Here is an 18,546-nt window from a genome sequence, read left to right on the forward strand (position 1 = left end):
GAGGAGGATATTATGGCTAAGGAAACCGGCACATCCATGATCGCCCAGAATCGCAGGGCCCGTCATGACTACCAGATCGAGGATCGGTACGAGGCCGGCATCGCGTTGACCGGGACCGAGGTCAAGTCCCTGCGTGAGGGGCGGGCCTCCCTGGCCGAGTCATTCGTCAGCATCGACCGGCGGCACGAGGTCTGGCTGGAAAACGCCAATATCCCTGAATATCTCAATGGCACCTGGAACAACCATGCCCCCAAGCGCAAGCGCAAGCTGCTCCTCCACGCCAAGCAGATCGTCCGTTTGGAGCGGCAGATTCAGGCCAAGGGCTACACCATCATTCCCCTGAGTCTGTATTTCAAGGACGGCAGGGTCAAGGTGGAGATTGCAGTGGCTCGAGGCAAGCGCGAATATGACAAGCGCCAGTCCCTGCGGGAGGAGCAGGATCGTCGCGAGGCGCAAAGGGCCATGCGCTACCGGAATCGGCGGGGCTGAGTTCCCTGATATGTTCCCTTGAATCTCCTGAAAACCGCAGTTGCCCGTTGACGGCTTCCTGTTCTATACAGATTCGACACGCCCGGCGCTGATGTCAATAGACGGTGATGAATAGCGTCTTTGGCCCGTTATAGAGCCAAAAATGTCAGTATAAGCAGTCCGCGAGATAGAGCTAATCTTTATCTGTATGCATAAAAATACAAATGTGTGCATAATAGTGCATGTCAATCAAGAGTAATGAGGGGTCGCTTCGGTGCGGTCCGGAAGAGGAGAAGACATGGGCAAGATCAAGGCGGTGTTGGCGGCGGCTCTGAGTGTCACCCTGCTGGCCTCCATCGGAGCCTGCGGAACCACCGACGAGGCGGACACCAGCAGTGCGTCGGGCAAGGCCACCACCAGCTCCCATCCAGCGGCTTTTGACGTCAGCGGCATCAAGAAGGATCCGGCCATTGCGGCCAAGGTGCCCGAGTCGGTTGCCAAGGACGGGAAGCTGACCGTGGGCATGGAGACCTCATATGCCCCTGGCGAGTTCATGAATGAGGACGGAAAGACCCCCATTGGCTATGACGTGGACCTGTCGAACGCCATTGCCAAGGTCATGGGGCTCGAGGGGGAGATGGTCAGCGCTTCCTTCGATACCATCATCCCAGCCATCGGCAGCAAATATGACGCGGGTATCTCCAGCTTCACCATCACCAAGGAGCGGATGCAATCGGTCGACTTCGTAACCACTTTCAAGGCGGGCACCGCTTTTGCCGTGAAGAAGGGCAACCCCTCCAAGATCAATCCTGACGACATCTGCGGCGTCAAGGTCGGCGTGCAGACCGGAACCATAGAGGAGCAGCAGGCCGCCGACAAGATTTCGGCCGAGTGCAAGGCCAAGGGCAAGAAGCCGGTGGACGTCCAGTCCTACAAGCAGCAGACCGATGCTGCCACTGCAGTGGTCAACGGCAAGATCGACGTTTTCTATGCTGACTCCCAGGTGACCGGTTACGCCATCAAGCAGACCGATGGACAGCTGGAGAAGCTGGGCAAGGATACCGACATCGTCCTGCAAGGTGCCGCTCTGAAGAAGGGTAGCGGCATGGCCGAGGCCACTCAGGCGGCTCTGCAGAAGCTGATCGACGACGGCGTCTACGCCAAGATCCTCAAGAATTGGGGCGTTCAGAGCGGCGCGGTCGAGAAGGCTGAGATCAACCCTGCGGTCTCTGACTGAGGCAGGGCCAGGCGCGGGTCGTCGCATCGGGTGACCCGCGCCTTAAACAGGTGGTTCGGCCAATAGGCCAGGCCTGAATAAGTACAGCGGTGCGGAAGGAAGCAGGAGATGCAAACCAAGAAGGGGACGGACCAGATTCAGATCCCCGGCAGAATACATGCCAGGCCTGTGCGCAAACCGGGGCCGTTCGTAGCTGCGATCATCGTGGCCATATTCGTGGCCATGCTGATCCACGGCATGGTGACCAACCCCAATTTTGATTGGCCCACGGTCTGGAAGTACCTCTTCAATGAGCATGTCCTGGACGGCATCAAGTGGACCCTTCTGCTGACCGTCTACGCCATGGTCCTGGCCACGATTCTGGCCATCATCCTGGCGGTCATGCGCAAGTCGTCCAATCCGGTTCTACGGTGGGTCAGCTGGTTCTTCATCTGGTTCTTCCGAGGCACTCCTGTGTATACCCAGCTGGTCTTCTGGGGCCTCCTCTCCGTACTGATTCCCAAGCTGGCCATCGGCATCCCCTTCGGGCCCGAGTTCTGGAGCATCGACACCAAGACCGTGCTGAACGCCACCGTGGCCACGGTTCTGGGCCTGGGACTGAACGAGGCCGCCTATCTTTCCGAAATCGTCCGTGCCGGCATCGAGGCTGTGGATCCCGGCCAGGAGGAGGCAGCCAAGGCCCTGGGCATGCCCCCGTCCATGATCATGCGGCGGATCGTCCTGCCTCAGGCCATGCGCATCATCGTGCCGCCTACCGGCAATGAGACCATCGGCATGCTCAAGACCACATCCCTGGCTCTTGCCGTGCCCTTCACACTGGAGCTCCAGTTCGCCACCAACGCCATCGCCAACCGCATCTACAAGACCATCCCGCTGCTGATTGTGGCCTGCATCTGGTACCTGGTCATCACCTCCATTCTGATGGTCCTCCAGGCCCAGCTGGAGAAGCACTACGGCAAGGGCTTCGACTCGCGGCCCCTGGCCGGGTCGGGAGCCAAGGACGGCAAGGATGGCGAGGATCCACAGACCCGTCAGGACACTGACAAGGTCAACAAGGTCATGATGGCCGGGCTGAACGCCTGAGCGCAGGAGGAGAATCATGGACGAGCACAGGCAGACCAGGAAAGATGGTCAAGGCGGTAAGGATCCGGCCATCGTCATCAGGAATGTGCACAAGGTATTCGGTGATCAGCATGTGCTGCGGGGAATCAACCTGGAGGTCATGCCAGGCACGGTGACGGCCGTCCTAGGGCCTTCCGGCTCAGGCAAGTCAACGCTGCTGCGGCTGATCAACCAGCTGGAGACCCGTACAGCAGGCGAAATCTACGTGGACGGCGAGCTGACCGGATACCGGAGGATCAATACCGGCAAGGGCCCTGTGCTGCAGACCCTGGACGACAGGGCCATTGCCAGGCAGCGATCCAAAATCGGCATGGTCTTTCAACGTTTCAACCTCTTCCCCCACATGACCGCCTTGGAGAACGTCATGGAGGCACCGGTCCATGTGGGCCGGGTTCCCAAGACCGATGCCCGCAAGGAGGCTCAGGCCCAGCTGGAGCGTGTAGGGCTCGAGGACAGGATGGACTACTATCCCGCCCAGCTCTCCGGCGGTCAGCAGCAACGTGTGGCCATCGCGCGAGCCCTGGCCATGCACCCTGACATCATGCTCTTCGACGAGCCCACCTCGGCCCTGGATCCGGAGCTGGTGGGCGAGGTCCTGGGGGTCATGCGACAGGTGGCTCAGCAGGGCATGACCATGGTGGTGGTCACCCACGAAATGGGCTTCGCCCGCGAGGTGGCCGAGCAGATCGTCTTCATGGACCAGGGTGTCGTGGTGGAGCAGGGAGGACCTGACATCATCGACCATCCTCGCACGGAGCGGTTCGCCGAGTTCCTTCATACCGTGCTCTAGGCTCAGGCTCTGCCTGGTTGTAGAAATTCCGGCAAGAAGCCTTCAGGACGGGCGGCGGCGGAACTGCCGTGGCTAGACTGGGGCCCATGTGCGGAATCGTCGGTTATGCGGGATCAGTAAGGACGGCCTGCGGCAGGCCCTTGGAGGTCTGCCTCAAGGGTCTGGAACGTTTGGAGTACCGGGGCTATGACTCGGCCGGAGTGGCCCTGGCTGCCCCTGGGATGGCGCGGGTGGCCGTGCGTAAGAAGGCCGGGCGTCTGGACAATTTGGTTGCTGATCTGAAGGCCAAGCCCATGCCCGAGGCCACTGTGGGCATCGGCCACACCCGTTGGGCCACCAATGGCGAACCCACTGATGTCAACGCCCATCCCCACATCAGCCGTGACGGCAAGGTCGCGCTGATTCACAACGGGATCATCGAGAACGCATCCAGGCTGCGGCTGGATCTGGAGACCGAGGGGTACACCTTCGTCTCCTCCACGGACACCGAGGTGGCTGCCAAGCTTCTGGGCAAGATTGCCCAGGAGATTATCGATGCCACCGGCCGGCCGGACATCTTCGAGGCCGTCAGGCGTCTGGCCCGTATGCTCAAAGGAGCTTTCACCATCTTGGCCGTGGACTCAAGGCAGCCCGATCTGGTGGTGGGTATCCGACACGATTCGCCGCTGGTGGTTGGCCTGGGGGACGGAGAGAACTACCTGGGTTCTGATGTAGCGGCCTTCGTGGCTTATACCCGTCAGGCCATGGAGCTGGGGCAGGACCAGGCCGTCTGCATCAGCGCGGACCGGGTCCTGGTCACCGATTTCCAGGGACATCCGGTGGAGCATCCGCGCCGCTACACCATCGACTGGGATGCCTCAGCCGCAGAAAAGGGCGGATGGGACTCCTTCATGGACAAGGAGATCCACGAGGATCCTGCGGCCGTCTCCAACACCCTGCTGGGTAGGTACGACGAGTCGGGCGACCTGGATCTGGACGAGGTCCACATCGATGAGGATGTCTTCCGTCAGATTGACAAGATCATCGTTGTGGCATGCGGGACGGCCTCCTATGCGGGCCTGGTGGCCAAGTACGCCATCGAGCACTGGGTCCGCATTCCAGTGGAGGTGGAGCTGGCCCATGAGTTCCGGTACCGGGATCCGATTCTTACCTCACGGACTCTGGTAGTGGCTATCTCCCAATCAGGGGAGACTATGGATACCCTGATGGCCCTGCGGCACGCTCGGGAGCAGGGTTCCCGGGTCCTGGCCATCTGCAATACCCAGGGGTCCACGATTCCCCGCGAATCCGATGCCGTCCTTTACACCCATGCCGGGCCGGAGGTGGCCGTCGCCTCCACAAAGGCCTTTTTAGCCCAGATCGTAGCCGCATATCTCCTGGGGCTCTACCTGGCCCAGGTCAAGGGGACCATGTATCGCGACGAGATTCATCAGACCATAGACGGCCTCAAGGCCATGCCCTCCAAGATCCAGTGGGTTCTGGACACCCAGTCGCAGAAGGTCCAAGAGACCGCCGAGCGGATGATCCATGCCCATTCCTTCCTCTTTCTGGGCCGCCATGTAGGGTATCCGGTCGCCCTGGAGGGTGCCCTGAAGCTCAAGGAAATCGCCTACACCTTCACCGAGGGTTTTGCGGCCGGTGAGCTGAAGCATGGTCCCATTGCCTTGGTTGAGCCGGGGGAGCCGGTCGTGGTGATCGTCCCCAGCCCCCGCGGGAGGGATGTCCTCCACAACAAGGTGATCTCATCCATTGAGGAGGTCAAGGCCCGTGGCGCCTTCACCATAGCCGTGGCCGAAGAGGAGGACGAGGACGCTTCCAGGTACGCGGATGTCGTCTTCCGCAGGCCCCAGTGCCCGACCTTGATGAGCCCTCTGGTTGACGTGGTTCCCCTCCAGCTCTTCGCTCTGGACATGGCCCGCCTCAGGGGGCTGGATGTGGACAAGCCGCGCAACCTAGCCAAGTCCGTCACCGTAGAGTAGCAGCGTGGTGGTGTCCGATCGGCGGGTGCAGCGGCCCCATCGTTGGGTTCTGGACGAGCCTGATATTCCCTTCGATATGCCCATCCTCTATGAGGATTCCAGGATCATCGTGGTCGACAAACCCCACTTCCTGCCCACCACACCGCGGGGGATGTGGTACCGAAGTACAGCCCTAATCCGGCTTCGTGAGATGACTGGTGAGCCTGACATCATTCCTGCCCATCGTCTCGACCGGGCCACCGCTGGAGTCCTGGTCTTCGTCCGCGATCGCCGGTGCAGGGGGAAGTACCAGATGTTGTTCCAAAACCGGCAGGTGCATAAGGAATATGAGTGCCTTTCACCGGCGAAGCCCTTGAAGCAACCCCGATTCGGTACTGTAAAACCACTGAACCCACCAAGTGTATTCCCCTTGTTGCGTAGTTCCAGAATTCTCAAGCATAGAGGCATTCTACAAGCATGTGAAGAGCGTGGGTCAGTGAATGCCAAGACGATTGTGGACTTGGCGACAGAGCAGCCCCTTGAACAAACGCAAGGTGGATATCGGAAGTATTCTTTGCGTCCGCTTACGGGCAAAACCCATCAGCTCAGAGTACACATGAACTCTATGGGTATTCCTATAAAGTATGATAACTTGTACCCATCGCTGAGAGATGATGCAAAGGATGATTTTGGAAAGCCACTGGCCTTGGTTGCCCGATTGCTCTCCTTTATAGATCCGGTGAGTAAGAAAGAACAACATTTCATTTCTCGAATTCCTCTTAGCTTGACATGAGCATGAGATTTGCTGTGTTCCCACTCATTGGTCACAAGAGAGCGAGCTTCATAGAGTTCTTACGGACTGTCGTTCGATGAGCTCTGACGGAATGACGATTTTTTCGCCTGGTGTCAGCTGTTCACCCTCGCATTGGCGCTTGATCATAGCGAATGCCTCTTGCCCGATATCTTCAAAGCGCGGTCGCATAGTCGTCAAGTTGAGACGGGGTACGATACCGACCAGCGAGTCATCGAACCCGATGATACTGACATCGTCAGGAACAGTTTTCCCTCCTGCCGCCAGTCCTTGCATGGCTCCATAGGCCATCTGGTCATTAGCGGCAAAAATCGCGGTGCAATCCATCTTGGATGCTAGCGATAGACCGGCCTGGTATCCACTGTCGGACTCCCAATCCCCGAGATAGACCGGCGGAACTTCTCTTCCTGCTTTGAGGAGTGAATCCTTCCATCCCTTGGTCCTGCTGATGGCAGCCATGGATGTTGACGGGCCAGCAATGTGGTAGACGGTCCTGTGACCGCGAGTAATGAAGTAGTCGACTATCGCTCCTGCTGTTCCATATTGGTCGGTATCAATAGTCGGGCAAGACTCGGAGGGAATCTCGGAATAAAGAACAAGAGGTAGATCAGGGGAGGGAAGCAGCGGAGCGAAATCGCTGATTTTCTCATCGAGGATAAAGATAACCCCATCGACTGGGAGTTGTTTCATCCTTTCCATTGATGCCTGAATATCGCGATTTGTGCCTCGTCGCATGGTTAAAAGCGTAACTGCATAACCCGCATCATTTGCTGTTCTCGCAATACTTTTGAGAATTTTTGTATTGCCGTAGGTTTCTATGTTGGATACGACCACGCCGATGTCCCTGAAACGTCCGCGTTTCAACGCACGTGCTGCATAGTTTGGTCTGTAGCCCAGCTTATTCATGGCGAATAAGACCCGTTGTCGTGTTTCGGGACGAACCGAGGTGCTGTCATTCGCCACACGTGAGACTGTCTGAGTAGACACGCCAGCTGCCTTGGCAACGTCATGCATTGACGGTGATTGAGTATGTTTCATAAGTCCTGCCTTGACATGTTCCGCTATGTCTAAATCATAGACCTTAGTAGGAATTCCCAATCTATGTTTGCAGTATTCAAGGAGGAGAGTTATTATGGTAACGTAAACATTTGATGTAGTAATGCAGCGCTGCAGTTGTTCTTAATATCGGATGTTGACTATCAAAGGAGAAGGTCGCAATGGCTATCAAAGAAGGTTCGACCGTATCTGGTCAGGCGGATCAGTCGCCGGGGCAATCTGAGGGTTTAACTTCCAAATACGCCCACAAGCATCGATTAGATTGGCGCGGATGGAAGTTCATGGGACCGTTTGTTTTGGTTTTCCTTTTTGTGTTCATCATTCCCATCCTCTATGCGATTTATATTTCGTTCTTTGAAAGTCGGATGGTCGGTGGAACCGTATTCGTAGGGTTTGATAATTATAAGCGCCTGTTTGCCGACGGCCTGTTCTGGAGTGCAGTCGGGAGGGTTTCTCTCTTCACGATCATTCAGGTTCCCGTCATGCTCTGTATTGCGGCTTTGTTGGCCTTGGCGATTGACTCTATGAAACTTCATGGAACGAAGTTTTTCCGTATATCGACTTTTCTTCCCTATGCGGTTCCGGCTGTCGTATCCACTTTGATTTGGGCATTTATGTATGGAGCGAAATATGGGTTGGTCGGTTCTCTGAATACATGGCTGGGAATTCATCTTGATGTTCTGTCCCCGAATGTCCTGTTGGCTTCAATTGGCAACATTGTTACTTGGGAGTTCACCGGTTACAATATGCTGATTTTCTATTCGTCCTTATCAACTATTCCTCATTCCCTGTATGAGGCAGCCGCAATTGATGGTGCTTCGGAGTGGCAGATTGTCCGAAGGATCAAGATGCCGGAGTTGAGGGGATCTTTGGCGATTACCGTCATATTCAGCATCATTGGCAGTTTCCAGCTGTTCAACGAACCCAGCATCATGCAGAATATGGTGCCCAGGAATGCGATTACCACTTTCTACACACCCAACATGTATGCCTACAATCTAAGCTTCTCTGGGAACCAGTCCAATTACGCGGCAGCGCTGGCGATTGTAATGGCCGTAATAACTATGTCCATCGCATATGCGGTTCAGCTTAATACGATGAAGGAGCAGATGAAATGAGTATGTCTGCCGAACATGTAAAAACAGATTCCGTTTCCCGCCTTTCTTCTACCCAGGAAAGGAGGAATAGGAAGAAAAGATTGGCGAAAGAAGAAGCTGCTGAACGTAAGAGGTCGGCTGCAAGCGGATTCTCGAATCCAACAAATCCACGTCGCAGTTGGTCTTTGACGTTCATTACGGGGGTCTTTGCGATATATTGCCTCTTCCCGTTTGTCTATCTGGTGATAAATTCCACAAAGACACAAGAAGACTTCACCAGTACGTTTGGTTTGGGGTTTGGGCATACCTTTGCACTTGGTGAAAATCTGAAACTACTTGGTATTTATCAGAACGGTATCTTCCTCCGTTGGTTTGTAAATACTCTGATTTACGTAGTAGTCGGGGCTGGGGGTGCCACCTTGCTGGCAATCATGGGAGGATATGCCTTGGCTAAGTTTAGGTTCCCCGGCCGCAAAGCGGTTTTCGCGGTCATTATAGGTTCAATCAGCGTTCCCGGAATAGCTCTTGCTGTACCCCAATTCCTACTCTTTGCGAAATTGGGGCTGACCGATACTCCTTGGGCCATGATCATTCCCAGCCTTATCAGTCCATTTGGCCTGTATCTGATGTGGATATTCACCGAACAGGCGGTTCCCACTGAATTGCTAGAGGCGGCCCGTGTTGACGGTGCCGGCGAGTTCAGAACGTTCTGGAGTGTAAGTCTGCCCTTGCTGGCACCTGGAATCGTCACAACATCCTTGTTCGCCATTGTGGCTACTTGGAACAACTATTTTCTGCCCCTGATTATGCTCAAGGATTCGGATTGGTATCCCTTGACCATCGGCTTGAATCAGTGGAAGGATCAGGCAAGCACGACAGGAGGCCAGGCAATTCAGAACCTAGTCATTACCGGAAGTATGATCACCATCATCCCACTTGTCATAGCTTTTCTTACTCTCCAAAGATATTGGCAATCCGGGCTGGCTGCAGGCGCGGTCAAAGAGTGAGAGGTTCAGTTTCCCCTCAGCGGGCTATCCCAACGAAGTTTGAGACAACCTATTTAGGTCAAAGCCTTGAAACCATCTATGCATATGAACAGGAGTGAACTCGGTAATGAGCAACAAGAGCAATTTTCGTTGGCCATCTCCTTTGAGAGGGCAAGACAACCGGATTTGGTATGGCGGTGATTACAATCCTGAACAGTGGCCAAAAAAAGTATGGTGTGAAGACATCGATTTAATGAAGGAAGCAGGGGTGAACATCCTGTCTGTCGGTGTATTCGCATGGTCGAAGATAGAGCCGCGGGATGGGGTATATGATTTTTCCTGGTTGGATGAGGTTATTGAGATGCTCGGCAAGGCCGGGATTGCCGTAGACCTCGCATCCGCAACAGCATCACCACCCCTGTGGCTCACCCAGGCGCACCCTGAAGTGCTCTGGAGGGATGAGCGGGGAGACGTATGTTGGCCTGGTGCCCGTCAGCATTGGAGACCTACCAGTCCCGTTTTTCGTAAGTATGCTTTACGCCTATGCGAACAGATGGCGAAGCATTTCAAGGATAATCCATACGTGGTGGCATGGCATGTGAGCAATGAATACGGATGCCATAATCGATTCGATTATTCTGATGATGCCATGACGGCATTCCAGCGGTGGTGCAAAAAGAAATATGGCAGTGTCGAAGCTGTCAATGATGCGTGGGGAACTGCCTTCTGGTCTCAGACCATCACTGACTTTTCTCAGATTCTACCGCCTCGTTTTGTTGGTAAAGGCAACTTCATGAATCCGGGGAAGGTTTTGGACTTCAGGCGGTTCAGTTCCGATGCTCTCAAGCAGTTCTTTATTGCAGAACGTGATGTCCTTTCTAAGATTACCCCATATATACCCTTGACCACGAACTTCATGGTGACCGCGAGCAACTCCATTCTTGACAATGATGATTGGGGCTCCGAAGTGGACTTTGTCTCAAATGATCATTACTTCACGCCAGGGAAACAGCATCTTGACGAGCTGGCATATTCCTCTTCATTGGTGAACAATATTGCAAGCAAGAATCCTTGGTTGTTGATGGAACATTCCACTGGCGCAGTCAATTGGAGACCGGTGAATGAACGGAAAGAGCCTGGTCAGATATCGCGCGACGCCCTTGCGCATCTTGCCCAAGGGGCCGACGGTATCTGCTTTTTCCAGTGGAGGCAGTCAAGAGCAGGAGCGGAGATGTTTCACTCGGCCATGTTGCCTCACGCCGGTAAGAATAGCCGAATTTTCCATGAGGTCTGTGAACTTGGGTCTCACTTGTCTTGTCTAACTGACGAAGGGATGCTTGGAACCAGGCCAGTGCAGTCACAGATTGCCATTGTATTTGACTATCAGAGCGAATGGGCTGACCAGTATATTGCCATGCCGTCTCAAAAGATTCACCATTGGGCCGAGGCATTGGATTGGTTCCAAGCCTTAGAAGATGAAGGTCTGGCTGCGGATGTAGTCCCCCTGAGCAAGCAATGGGAAACCTACAAAGCCATTGTGCTGCCAGGTGTTTTCCTGCTGAGTGAGAAGAACGCTGACAGGATCCGTGGTTATGTCAAAAAGGGTGGCCGACTTTTTGTTACTTACTATACGGGTATTTGTGATGAAGAGAATAGAGCTTGGCTTGATGGCTATCCGGGGCTTATAGGTGACGTTGTGGGAGTTCGTTCGGAAGAACTTGTACCCATGATTGAAGAAGGTGATACCAACATCAGAGAGCTGCAACTGGACAATGGCGCGATTGCGCATGATATTGCTGATTGCATCACTTCCATTGCGGATACCACTAGGGTAATCAGTTCATATAGGGCAGAGGATCATACTGGAATGAATGGTGTGCCTGCGGTGACATTGAATACTTACGGCAAGGGACAGTCTGCATATATAGGTTGTCATTTGGGTAGGGAGGGGCTTGCTTTCACTTTGCCGGAATTATTGAACCTTATGGGAATTAATCGAACCAATCAAGATTGCAGTGGCAAGGTTCTCCGCCTTGAACGCTCAGGGTCGAAGGACGGAGTTCGATTCATTTTCTATTTCAATAGGGAAAACCAGGATGTCACCATCCGGTGTGAGGGCAAACCTGTTGTACTTTCTTGTGCAGTAGCTCAGGGGACGGATGGTGACATCCTTCTTCATCCCAATGGTGTTGCAGTGACGAAGCTTTAATGATTGTGATTCAGTTGTTTGAATCTGAAAAAGGGTAGAAAAAGTGACTTTGAAGGCGCCTCGTTTATATGGGAATGTTATCGTTATCAACCAGTTGGCATGTGCTGTCACCGCTGAGACGGTAATTTACCCAATAACGATCCCTACCTCCGACAAGGATCATGAAGAATGGCATCGGTACTTAGCGTGCTTATCGTCAGTTTTTATATGTTTCACAAAGAACTGATGTTGTCAAAGACGAAAAGCGAAAGGGGGATGATACCCAAAATCCCTAAATAACGGCGTTGGCGATGATGACGTCAATCAATCGAAAGGTCGACTCGATTGCCGGCCTGGATATGGAGCAGTAATGAAAAGTAATAGTAGATTGATGAAAGCAATAGCGGCCGTCTGTGTTATTCCTTCCATGGTTGGCTTCGCGGCGTGTGGCTCGTCAGGTGACTCCAAGGGAGAAACCGACAGCCAGGGCAATGTTGAATTGAATGTTTGGGCTTGGGAAGCCACATTGACTGATGCAACGAAGAAGTTTGAAGCCAAGTATCCGAATATCAAAGTGAAGTTGCGTAATGTCGGTTCGGGCAATAAGCACTATATTGCTCTGGACAATGCAATTCAGGCTGGATCCGGGGCGCCCGATGTTACACAGATGGAGTATCTTGCATTGGCCCAGTATGCCATCAACAAACACTTGGTAGACATTACAGACCGGACAAGCGGATTCGATAAATTCTACACACCAGGTACTTGGAATGCGGTGCAATGGGGTGGCAAGACCTACGGCTTGCCCATGGATTCAGGGCCTATGGCCTTCTTCTACAATAAGGATGTATTCGACAAGAGTGGTGTGGACCCTACGTCAATCAAGACGTGGGACGACTACTACCAGGCAGCCAAGAAGATTAGGGCGACTGGATCGTACATTACAAGCGAAGAGGGTGATGGCGGTTTCTTTGAAGCTATGTCGTGGGCTGCAGGCGGCAAGCCCTATAAGACCTCACAGGATGGCTCCGAGATCAAGGTCAATCTGACGGCTGATCCTGGAGTGAAGACGTATGTTGATTTCTGGCAAAAGATGGTCAGCGAGGACTTGGTTGACACCAAGACTCCGAACTGGAGCGATGAGTGGTTCAGGAGCATGACGGATGATTCGATTGCGTCTTTGCTGATCGGTGCCTGGATGCCGACCAATATGGTCAATTCAGCCCCGGCTGGAGCTGGAAAGTGGCGTGTGGCAACACTACCCACACCTGATGGGTCGAAGAGAAGTTCCGAATATGGTGGTTCGTCTTTGGCGATACTTTCTTCAAGCAAGAAGGTCGATGCTGCATACAAGTACATCGAGTTCATAAATCACGATAAGGAAGGAATCAAGTCCAGGGTGGACGGCGGTGCTTTCCCATCGGATGAGGCTACATTGGAGTCCCAAAAGTTCCTGGAATCCACCAAAATAAAGAATTCCAAGGGTGAAGAAGTTGACTACTTTGGTGGTCAACAAATAAACAAGGTGTTTGCGGAAAGCGCCAAGAACGTTTCAACAGATTGGCAATTCCTCCCGTTTGAGGAATACGCGCGTGGGAAGTTCAAGGATTACATCAGTAAGGTATATTCCAATGGTTCACCTTTTAGTAAGGAGATGGCTAATTATCAAAAGGATTTGACAACCTATGCAGACCGGCAAGGCTTCAAAGTGAAGTGACTTCAATCTCGGTTAAGTAAGCTCGGCTGTCCTTCAGGGAATTGACGGCAAACAGCTCAGAACAAGATGCAAGTGCTCGGTCACCATATGTAGTCTACTATTTTTGGTCTGAGGCTATCAATGCTGTTATTTCCCAGGGGCAGGCGGGCTTTTTTGAATAGGATGAACTAATGCCAAGGTAGCCATCGGCATTAAAGTTGTGGATAAGGGCTGTGGGTTTGAAGATCAGTTCCGTTTTTTGCCTGGTCGCTCGTTCCTTGACCTTTAGCGACTCCTATTCGGGAGGGGAACGGGAATTCTCCTCCCGAACATCCTTCGACTCTGTCATCAACCAAGGCCATAATGGAGTGATTGTATCCGATACTGGGTAGTGACCAAGCTGGGCCTCGAAGATGGGGTGGTGGGTTGGCTGCCAGAGGCCTATGCAAAACAGTACTGAATAGCATCCGGGAGGATTCGTTTCATGAGAAAATCTGAACTTCGTCCCTACCGTTGGCCTAGTCACTTGAAGAAGCAGACATCCCAACTCTGGTACGGCTGTGACTACAACCCGGATCAGTGGCCGGAGGAGGTCTGGGACGAGGACATCCGTCTTATGAACCAGGCCAGAGTCAACGTGGTGGCCCTGGCGGTCTTCTCCTGGTCGCGCATCGAGCCCAGCCAGGGTGTTTTCGACTTCGACTGGCTGGACCGGATCATTGACAAGCTTGGTCGGGCCGGCATCGGGGTCAATCTGGCCTCGGCCACAGCCTCGCCGCCGCTGTGGCTGACCCAGGCCCATCCTGAGGTTCTGCTCAGGGACGAGCGTGGCGACACGGTCTGGCCCGGGGCTCGTCAGCACTGGCGACCCACCTCGCCGGTCTTCCGCTCCTACGCCTTGAAGCTGTGCCGGGCCATGGCCGAGCACTACCGGGACAACCCCTATCTGGTGGCCTGGCATGTGGGCAACGAGTATGGCTGTCACAATCGTTTCGACTATTCCGACGATGCGATGAGGGCCTTCCAGCGCTGGTGCCGCCACCGCTATAAGGACATCGAGGCCGTCAACCGCGCCTGGGGCACGAATTTCTGGTCGCAGAGGCTGAGCGACTTCTCGCAGATTCTGCCGCCGCGTTTTATCGGCCTGGGGAATTTCCAGAATCCGGGACGCATGCTGGACTTCGAACGGTTCAGCTCCGATGCCCTCAAGGATTTCTATATGGCCGAGCGTGACACCTTGGCTGAGATCACCCCGGATATACCTTTGACCACCAACTTCATGGTCAGCGCCGGCGGATTCGCCCTGGACTACGACGACTGGGGCGACCAGGTGGACTTTGTGGCCAATGACCACTATGCGACGCCGGGCAGGAATCATCTGGAGGAGCTGGCCTATTCCTCCAGCCTGGTGGATGCCATCGCCCGTAGGCGCCCCTGGTGGCTCATGGAGCAGTCCACGTCGGCGGTCAACTGGCGGCCGGTCAACCCCCGCAAGGAGCCCGGACAGCTGGAGCGCGATTCCCTGGCTCATCTGGCCCTGGGTGCTGATGCCATCTGCTACTTCCAGTGGAGGCAGTCCCGGGCTGGCGCGGAAAAGTTCCACTCGGCCATGCTCCCTCATGCCGGCGAGGACACGGCCGTCTTCCGTGACGTCTGCCAGCTGGGAGTGGACTTGCAGGGGCTCTCGCAGGCCGGTCTGGCGGGTAGTACGCTGGCCAAGGCCCCGCTGGCCCTGGTCTTCGACTACGCAAGCCAGTGGGCCAGCTCCCACGCTTCCTCGCCCAGCGACCGGGTCGAACATGGCCAGGAGCCGCCGGTCTGGTACCGGGCCTTTCTGGACAACGCCATCCGGCCTGATGTCCTGCCGGTCAGGGCTACCTGGGAGGAGTACCCCCTGGTGGTTCTGCCGGCCCTATACCTGATTGACGCCGATCTCTCCAAGCGACTGCACAAGTATGTACATAGTGGAGGGCGGCTGATCGTCACCTGGGGCAGCGGTATCGCCGACGAGCAGGACCGGGTCTGGACCGGCGGGTATCCGGGGCCGCTTCGGGACCTGTTGGGGCTGTCGGTCGAGGAGTTCGCACCCATGGCTCCAGGCACGCCCGGTCTGCTGGATCATCTGGACCTGACCAACGGGGTCACGGCCCACGACTGGGCCGATGTCATCGGCCACCTGGACAAGGGCACCAAGGTCCTGGCAAGCTACCGGGCGGATCCTTGGACAGGGATGGATGGCATGCCGGCCATGACCGTCCATGACTGGGGTCATGGCAAGGCCGCCTACCTGGGCTGCCGTCTGGATGCCCAGAATCTGGCCAAGGTCCTTCCTGCCCTGCTGGAGGCCCTGGATGTCGCCGATATGAGGTCGGCCCAGGGCGATTCCGATCTGTTGAGAGTTGAGCGAGTCGGCCAGAATGATCGGACGCGCTTTGTCTTTCTGTTCAACCGGACCAAGCATCCGGTGCAGGTTCAGCTGGAGGGGCAGGTCCTGGTGGGCTCGCTGGCAAGCGTTGACGGGGATGGCAAGCAGGCCAGTCTGCAGGTCAATGGTGCGTTGGTGCAGCGTGTGGTCGGCCATCGGCATTGAGCTGGTGAATCCTGTACATGCCGGTGAAGATCAGCTCGGGGTCGTAGACCTCGATCAGGTCGGTGTCCTGCGAGAAGGTACGGCCCATGCCGCCCGTCGCCACGACGTGGAAGTCTCTGCCTATCTCGCTGCGGTACTGACGGATGATCCGTTCCAGGCCGCCGAGGAAGTTGTAGTAGAGTCCGGCCTGCATGGCGGTCCTGGTGCCCGTGGCCATGATGGTCTGTGGACGGGTGATCTCCACCTGGGGCAACTGGGCGGTCTGACCGGCAAGGGCCTGGGCCCCCGAGCGGATGCCCGGCACTATCAGGCCGGAGCGGATGGCGCCCTTGTCGTCCACATAGTTGAAGGTGGTGGCCGTGCCGAAGTCAATGACCAAGACCGGTCCTCCGTAGCGATTGAATGCGCCTACGCAGTCGGCCAAGCAGTCGGCTCCTAGGGAACGCGGGTCGTCCAAACGGATGTTCATGCCTGTCTTCACGCCGGGGCCCACCACCATGGGGTCGATGGAAAAGAAACGGACAAGGCAGGACCTGACGGCGTGCATGACCGCGGGAGCCACTGAAGAGATGATGGCGTCCTGCACGTCCACAGTCTTGTAGCCGGCCAGGGCCATGAGCTGCCCCAGCAGAATTCCGAACTCGTCGGCCGTGTGGTCGATTCTTGTGGTCAGTCTGTAGGAGGCGGCAAGCTGGTCGCCCTCCATGAATCCGACCTCGATGTTGGTGTTGCCGATGTCGATGGCCAGCAGCATGTCTCTTCCTCCCTGCCGTCGTCCGGGTGCGTGGCGCTTTCCGAATCCATCCTAAGCGCATAAGCCTTGGTGATGGCTTCGGGGAGTATGCTGGTGGGCGGTGATCGACCAGAATGGCGGTCAACCGCAGCATAAGGATTCGTCAATGAATGCAGATCGACACGGCACGCATGCCCATGGCAGCGTGACCGCAACAGATACAGACGCGGCCCAGGAGTCAGGACCCAGCACTGACCCCGAACTCAACGCCAGGATCAGGCCCATGAGGTCGGGTGGCAACACCTTGCCCTGGAAACTGCTCAGTCTCCTGCTGGCCCTGGCCTTGGCCCTCTCCTTGTGGACCGGCCATCGTGGAGTCGCTGGTCAGGCCGAGAGCGGAACCGTGGCGGATACGGTCACGGTGGGGCTCAAGCTGGCTCCCACCAATCTGGACATCCGCAACCAGTCAGGCACGGCGCTGGATCAGCTTCTGATAGGCAACGTCTATCAGGGCGTGGTATCGAGGGATTCCCGGAACCGGGTGCGCCCGGGCCTGGCAAAAACCTGGAATGTCTCAGAGGACGGCCTGGTCTACACCTTCCACCTGCATGAGGGCATCCGCTTCTCCAACGGTCATGCTCTTCGGGCCCAGGACGTGGTCGACTCCATTCGCGGGCTTATGGCTGGCCACTATCAGGGCAGCGAGATGCTGGAGGGCTTCCAGGACGTTCAGGCCTCGGATCCACTGACGGTGCGCCTGACGCTGTCCAGACCCTACCAGGATCTGCTCTGGCAGCTGAGCGGCCGGGCTGGCCTGGTTTTTGACCGGCGGGCTCATTACGACATGAAGACCCAGGCAGTGGGATCCGGCCCATACCTGCTGGAAAGCTTTCGTCCAAACGACTCGGTCACACTCAAGGCCGATCCGCACTACTGGGGCAGCGACAAGCCTAAGACGCCAACCATCGTCATCCGCTACCTCAATGACGACAACGCCGCCGTCAACGCCCTGCGCAGCGGGGATGTGCAGGTGCTGGCACCTGTCACCGAGAACCTGGCCAGCCCCTTCCGCAACAGTCCCGACTTCCAGATCAAGGCGGGCGACGACACCGACAAGTACGTCCTGGCCATGAACGGCAAGGGAGCCGTCACATCCGACCCCCGAGTGCGGCAGGCCATCCGCCATGCCATCGATCATCGGCAGCTGATCGCTTCCCGAGGCGGATCGGACAGGGCCCTGGGCGGACCCATACCCTCTCTGGATCCCGGCTATCAGGATTTGACCGGGCTCTACCCACACGATCCGGAGCAGGCGCGGAGGCTCCTGGCCCAGGCCGGGTATGGTCCCGACCACCGGCTGAAGCTGCGGTTGACCTACGCCAACACCTACGGCAGCGAGTTGGGCGATCAGCTGCGCTCGCAGCTGCGTCAGGTGGGCATCGACCTGGACGTGAGGGTGGTGGAGTTCTCGGTCTGGCTGCAGGACGTGCATGCCAACAAGGACTACGACCTGTCGCTGGTGGATCATGGCGAGAGCCACGACTTCCATCAGTGGGCCAACCCGGGCTACTACTACAACTATGACAATCGTCAGGTCCAGGAGCTCTATCAGAAGGCCATGGCCACGACCTCCGCCGATGACTCCGACAGGCTCCTGGCCCGGGCCGCCCAAATTGTCAGCAGCGATGCGGCGGCGGATTGGCTCTTCAACTATCGGGTGACCACGGCCTGGCGGACGGGGTTGGCGGGCTTCCCGGTCGATTTGAACCAATCCCTCATGCCACTGTCCGACGTGATTTATAGGCGGGGATGAC

Annotated in this window: 14 protein-coding genes; 12 read left to right on the forward strand and 2 right to left on the reverse strand. The window is 56.0% G+C overall.

The features are described from left to right. Positions 1–12 precede the first annotated feature (12 nt). The 6 genes from smpB (at position 13) to ACUIAF_RS00210 (ending at position 6,368) form a co-directional block, all read left to right on the forward strand. Positions 13–489 carry an SsrA-binding protein SmpB gene (gene smpB, locus ACUIAF_RS00185; protein WP_015022219.1) on the forward strand — a complete coding sequence of 159 codons (477 nt, stop codon included), beginning with the start codon at positions 13–15 and terminating at the stop codon, positions 487–489. 277 nt (positions 490–766) lie between these two features. Next, a complete protein-coding gene (locus tag ACUIAF_RS00190; protein ID WP_015022218.1) occupies positions 767–1,705 on the forward strand; it encodes an ABC transporter substrate-binding protein in 939 nt (312 codons plus the stop codon). Between the two features lie 108 nt (positions 1,706–1,813). Then, complete coding sequence (locus ACUIAF_RS00195) at positions 1,814–2,788, forward strand: amino acid ABC transporter permease (RefSeq protein ID WP_015022217.1); 975 nt, start codon at positions 1,814–1,816, stop codon at positions 2,786–2,788. Between the two features lie 16 nt (positions 2,789–2,804). Continuing rightward, the gene (locus ACUIAF_RS00200) at positions 2,805–3,617 is read left to right on the forward strand and encodes an amino acid ABC transporter ATP-binding protein (protein ID WP_015022216.1); all 813 of its coding nucleotides are present in this window, start codon (positions 2,805–2,807) and stop codon (positions 3,615–3,617) included. 86 nt (positions 3,618–3,703) lie between these two features. Next, on the forward strand, positions 3,704–5,596 hold the full coding sequence (gene glmS / locus ACUIAF_RS00205; RefSeq protein ID WP_445338646.1) for a glutamine--fructose-6-phosphate transaminase (isomerizing): 1,893 nt from the start codon (positions 3,704–3,706) through the stop codon (positions 5,594–5,596). Between the two features lie 76 nt (positions 5,597–5,672). Continuing rightward, positions 5,673–6,368: a pseudouridine synthase gene (locus ACUIAF_RS00210; RefSeq protein WP_445339195.1), complete on the forward strand. Its 696-nt coding sequence runs from the start codon at positions 5,673–5,675 to the stop codon at positions 6,366–6,368. Positions 6,369–6,416: 48 nt separating this feature from the next. On the opposite strand, the gene ACUIAF_RS00215 is transcribed toward ACUIAF_RS00210, so the two are convergent. Further along, positions 6,417–7,400, reverse strand: a complete 984-nt coding sequence (locus tag ACUIAF_RS00215; protein ID WP_198216169.1) for a LacI family DNA-binding transcriptional regulator — start codon at positions 7,398–7,400, stop codon at positions 6,417–6,419. Between the two features lie 323 nt (positions 7,401–7,723). Between ACUIAF_RS00215 and ACUIAF_RS00220 the strand changes: the two genes are divergently transcribed. From ACUIAF_RS00220 to ACUIAF_RS00240, 5 genes are all read left to right on the forward strand, one after another. Then, the gene (locus ACUIAF_RS00220) at positions 7,724–8,560 is read left to right on the forward strand and encodes a carbohydrate ABC transporter permease (RefSeq protein ID WP_232348391.1); all 837 of its coding nucleotides are present in this window, start codon (positions 7,724–7,726) and stop codon (positions 8,558–8,560) included. A gap of 2 nt (positions 8,561–8,562) precedes the next feature. After that, positions 8,563–9,546 carry a carbohydrate ABC transporter permease gene (locus ACUIAF_RS00225; RefSeq protein WP_445339196.1) on the forward strand — a complete coding sequence of 328 codons (984 nt, stop codon included), beginning with the start codon at positions 8,563–8,565 and terminating at the stop codon, positions 9,544–9,546. Between the two features lie 106 nt (positions 9,547–9,652). Further along, the gene (locus ACUIAF_RS00230; protein ID WP_445338648.1) at positions 9,653–11,734 is read left to right on the forward strand and encodes a beta-galactosidase; all 2,082 of its coding nucleotides are present in this window, start codon (positions 9,653–9,655) and stop codon (positions 11,732–11,734) included. A gap of 349 nt (positions 11,735–12,083) precedes the next feature. Further along, positions 12,084–13,430, forward strand: coding sequence for an ABC transporter substrate-binding protein (locus ACUIAF_RS00235; RefSeq protein ID WP_198215865.1), 1,347 nt, complete (start codon positions 12,084–12,086; stop codon positions 13,428–13,430). Positions 13,431–13,893: 463 nt separating this feature from the next. Beyond that, positions 13,894–15,999: a beta-galactosidase gene (locus tag ACUIAF_RS00240; RefSeq protein ID WP_445338650.1), complete on the forward strand. Its 2,106-nt coding sequence runs from the start codon at positions 13,894–13,896 to the stop codon at positions 15,997–15,999. Here ACUIAF_RS00240 and ACUIAF_RS00245 read toward each other — a convergent pair. Then, on the reverse strand, positions 15,956–16,753 hold the full coding sequence (locus ACUIAF_RS00245; RefSeq protein ID WP_198203385.1) for a type III pantothenate kinase: 798 nt from the start codon (positions 16,751–16,753) through the stop codon (positions 15,956–15,958). The genes ACUIAF_RS00240 and ACUIAF_RS00245 overlap by 44 nt on opposite strands. A 145-nt stretch (positions 16,754–16,898) precedes the next feature. Here ACUIAF_RS00245 and ACUIAF_RS00250 point away from each other — a divergent pair, with 145 nt between their 5' ends. Beyond that, complete coding sequence (locus ACUIAF_RS00250) at positions 16,899–18,545, forward strand: ABC transporter substrate-binding protein (RefSeq protein WP_445338651.1); 1,647 nt, start codon at positions 16,899–16,901, stop codon at positions 18,543–18,545. Position 18,546: the final 1 nt, after the last annotated feature.

This window comes from Bifidobacterium sp. ESL0822, from assembly GCF_052606675.1.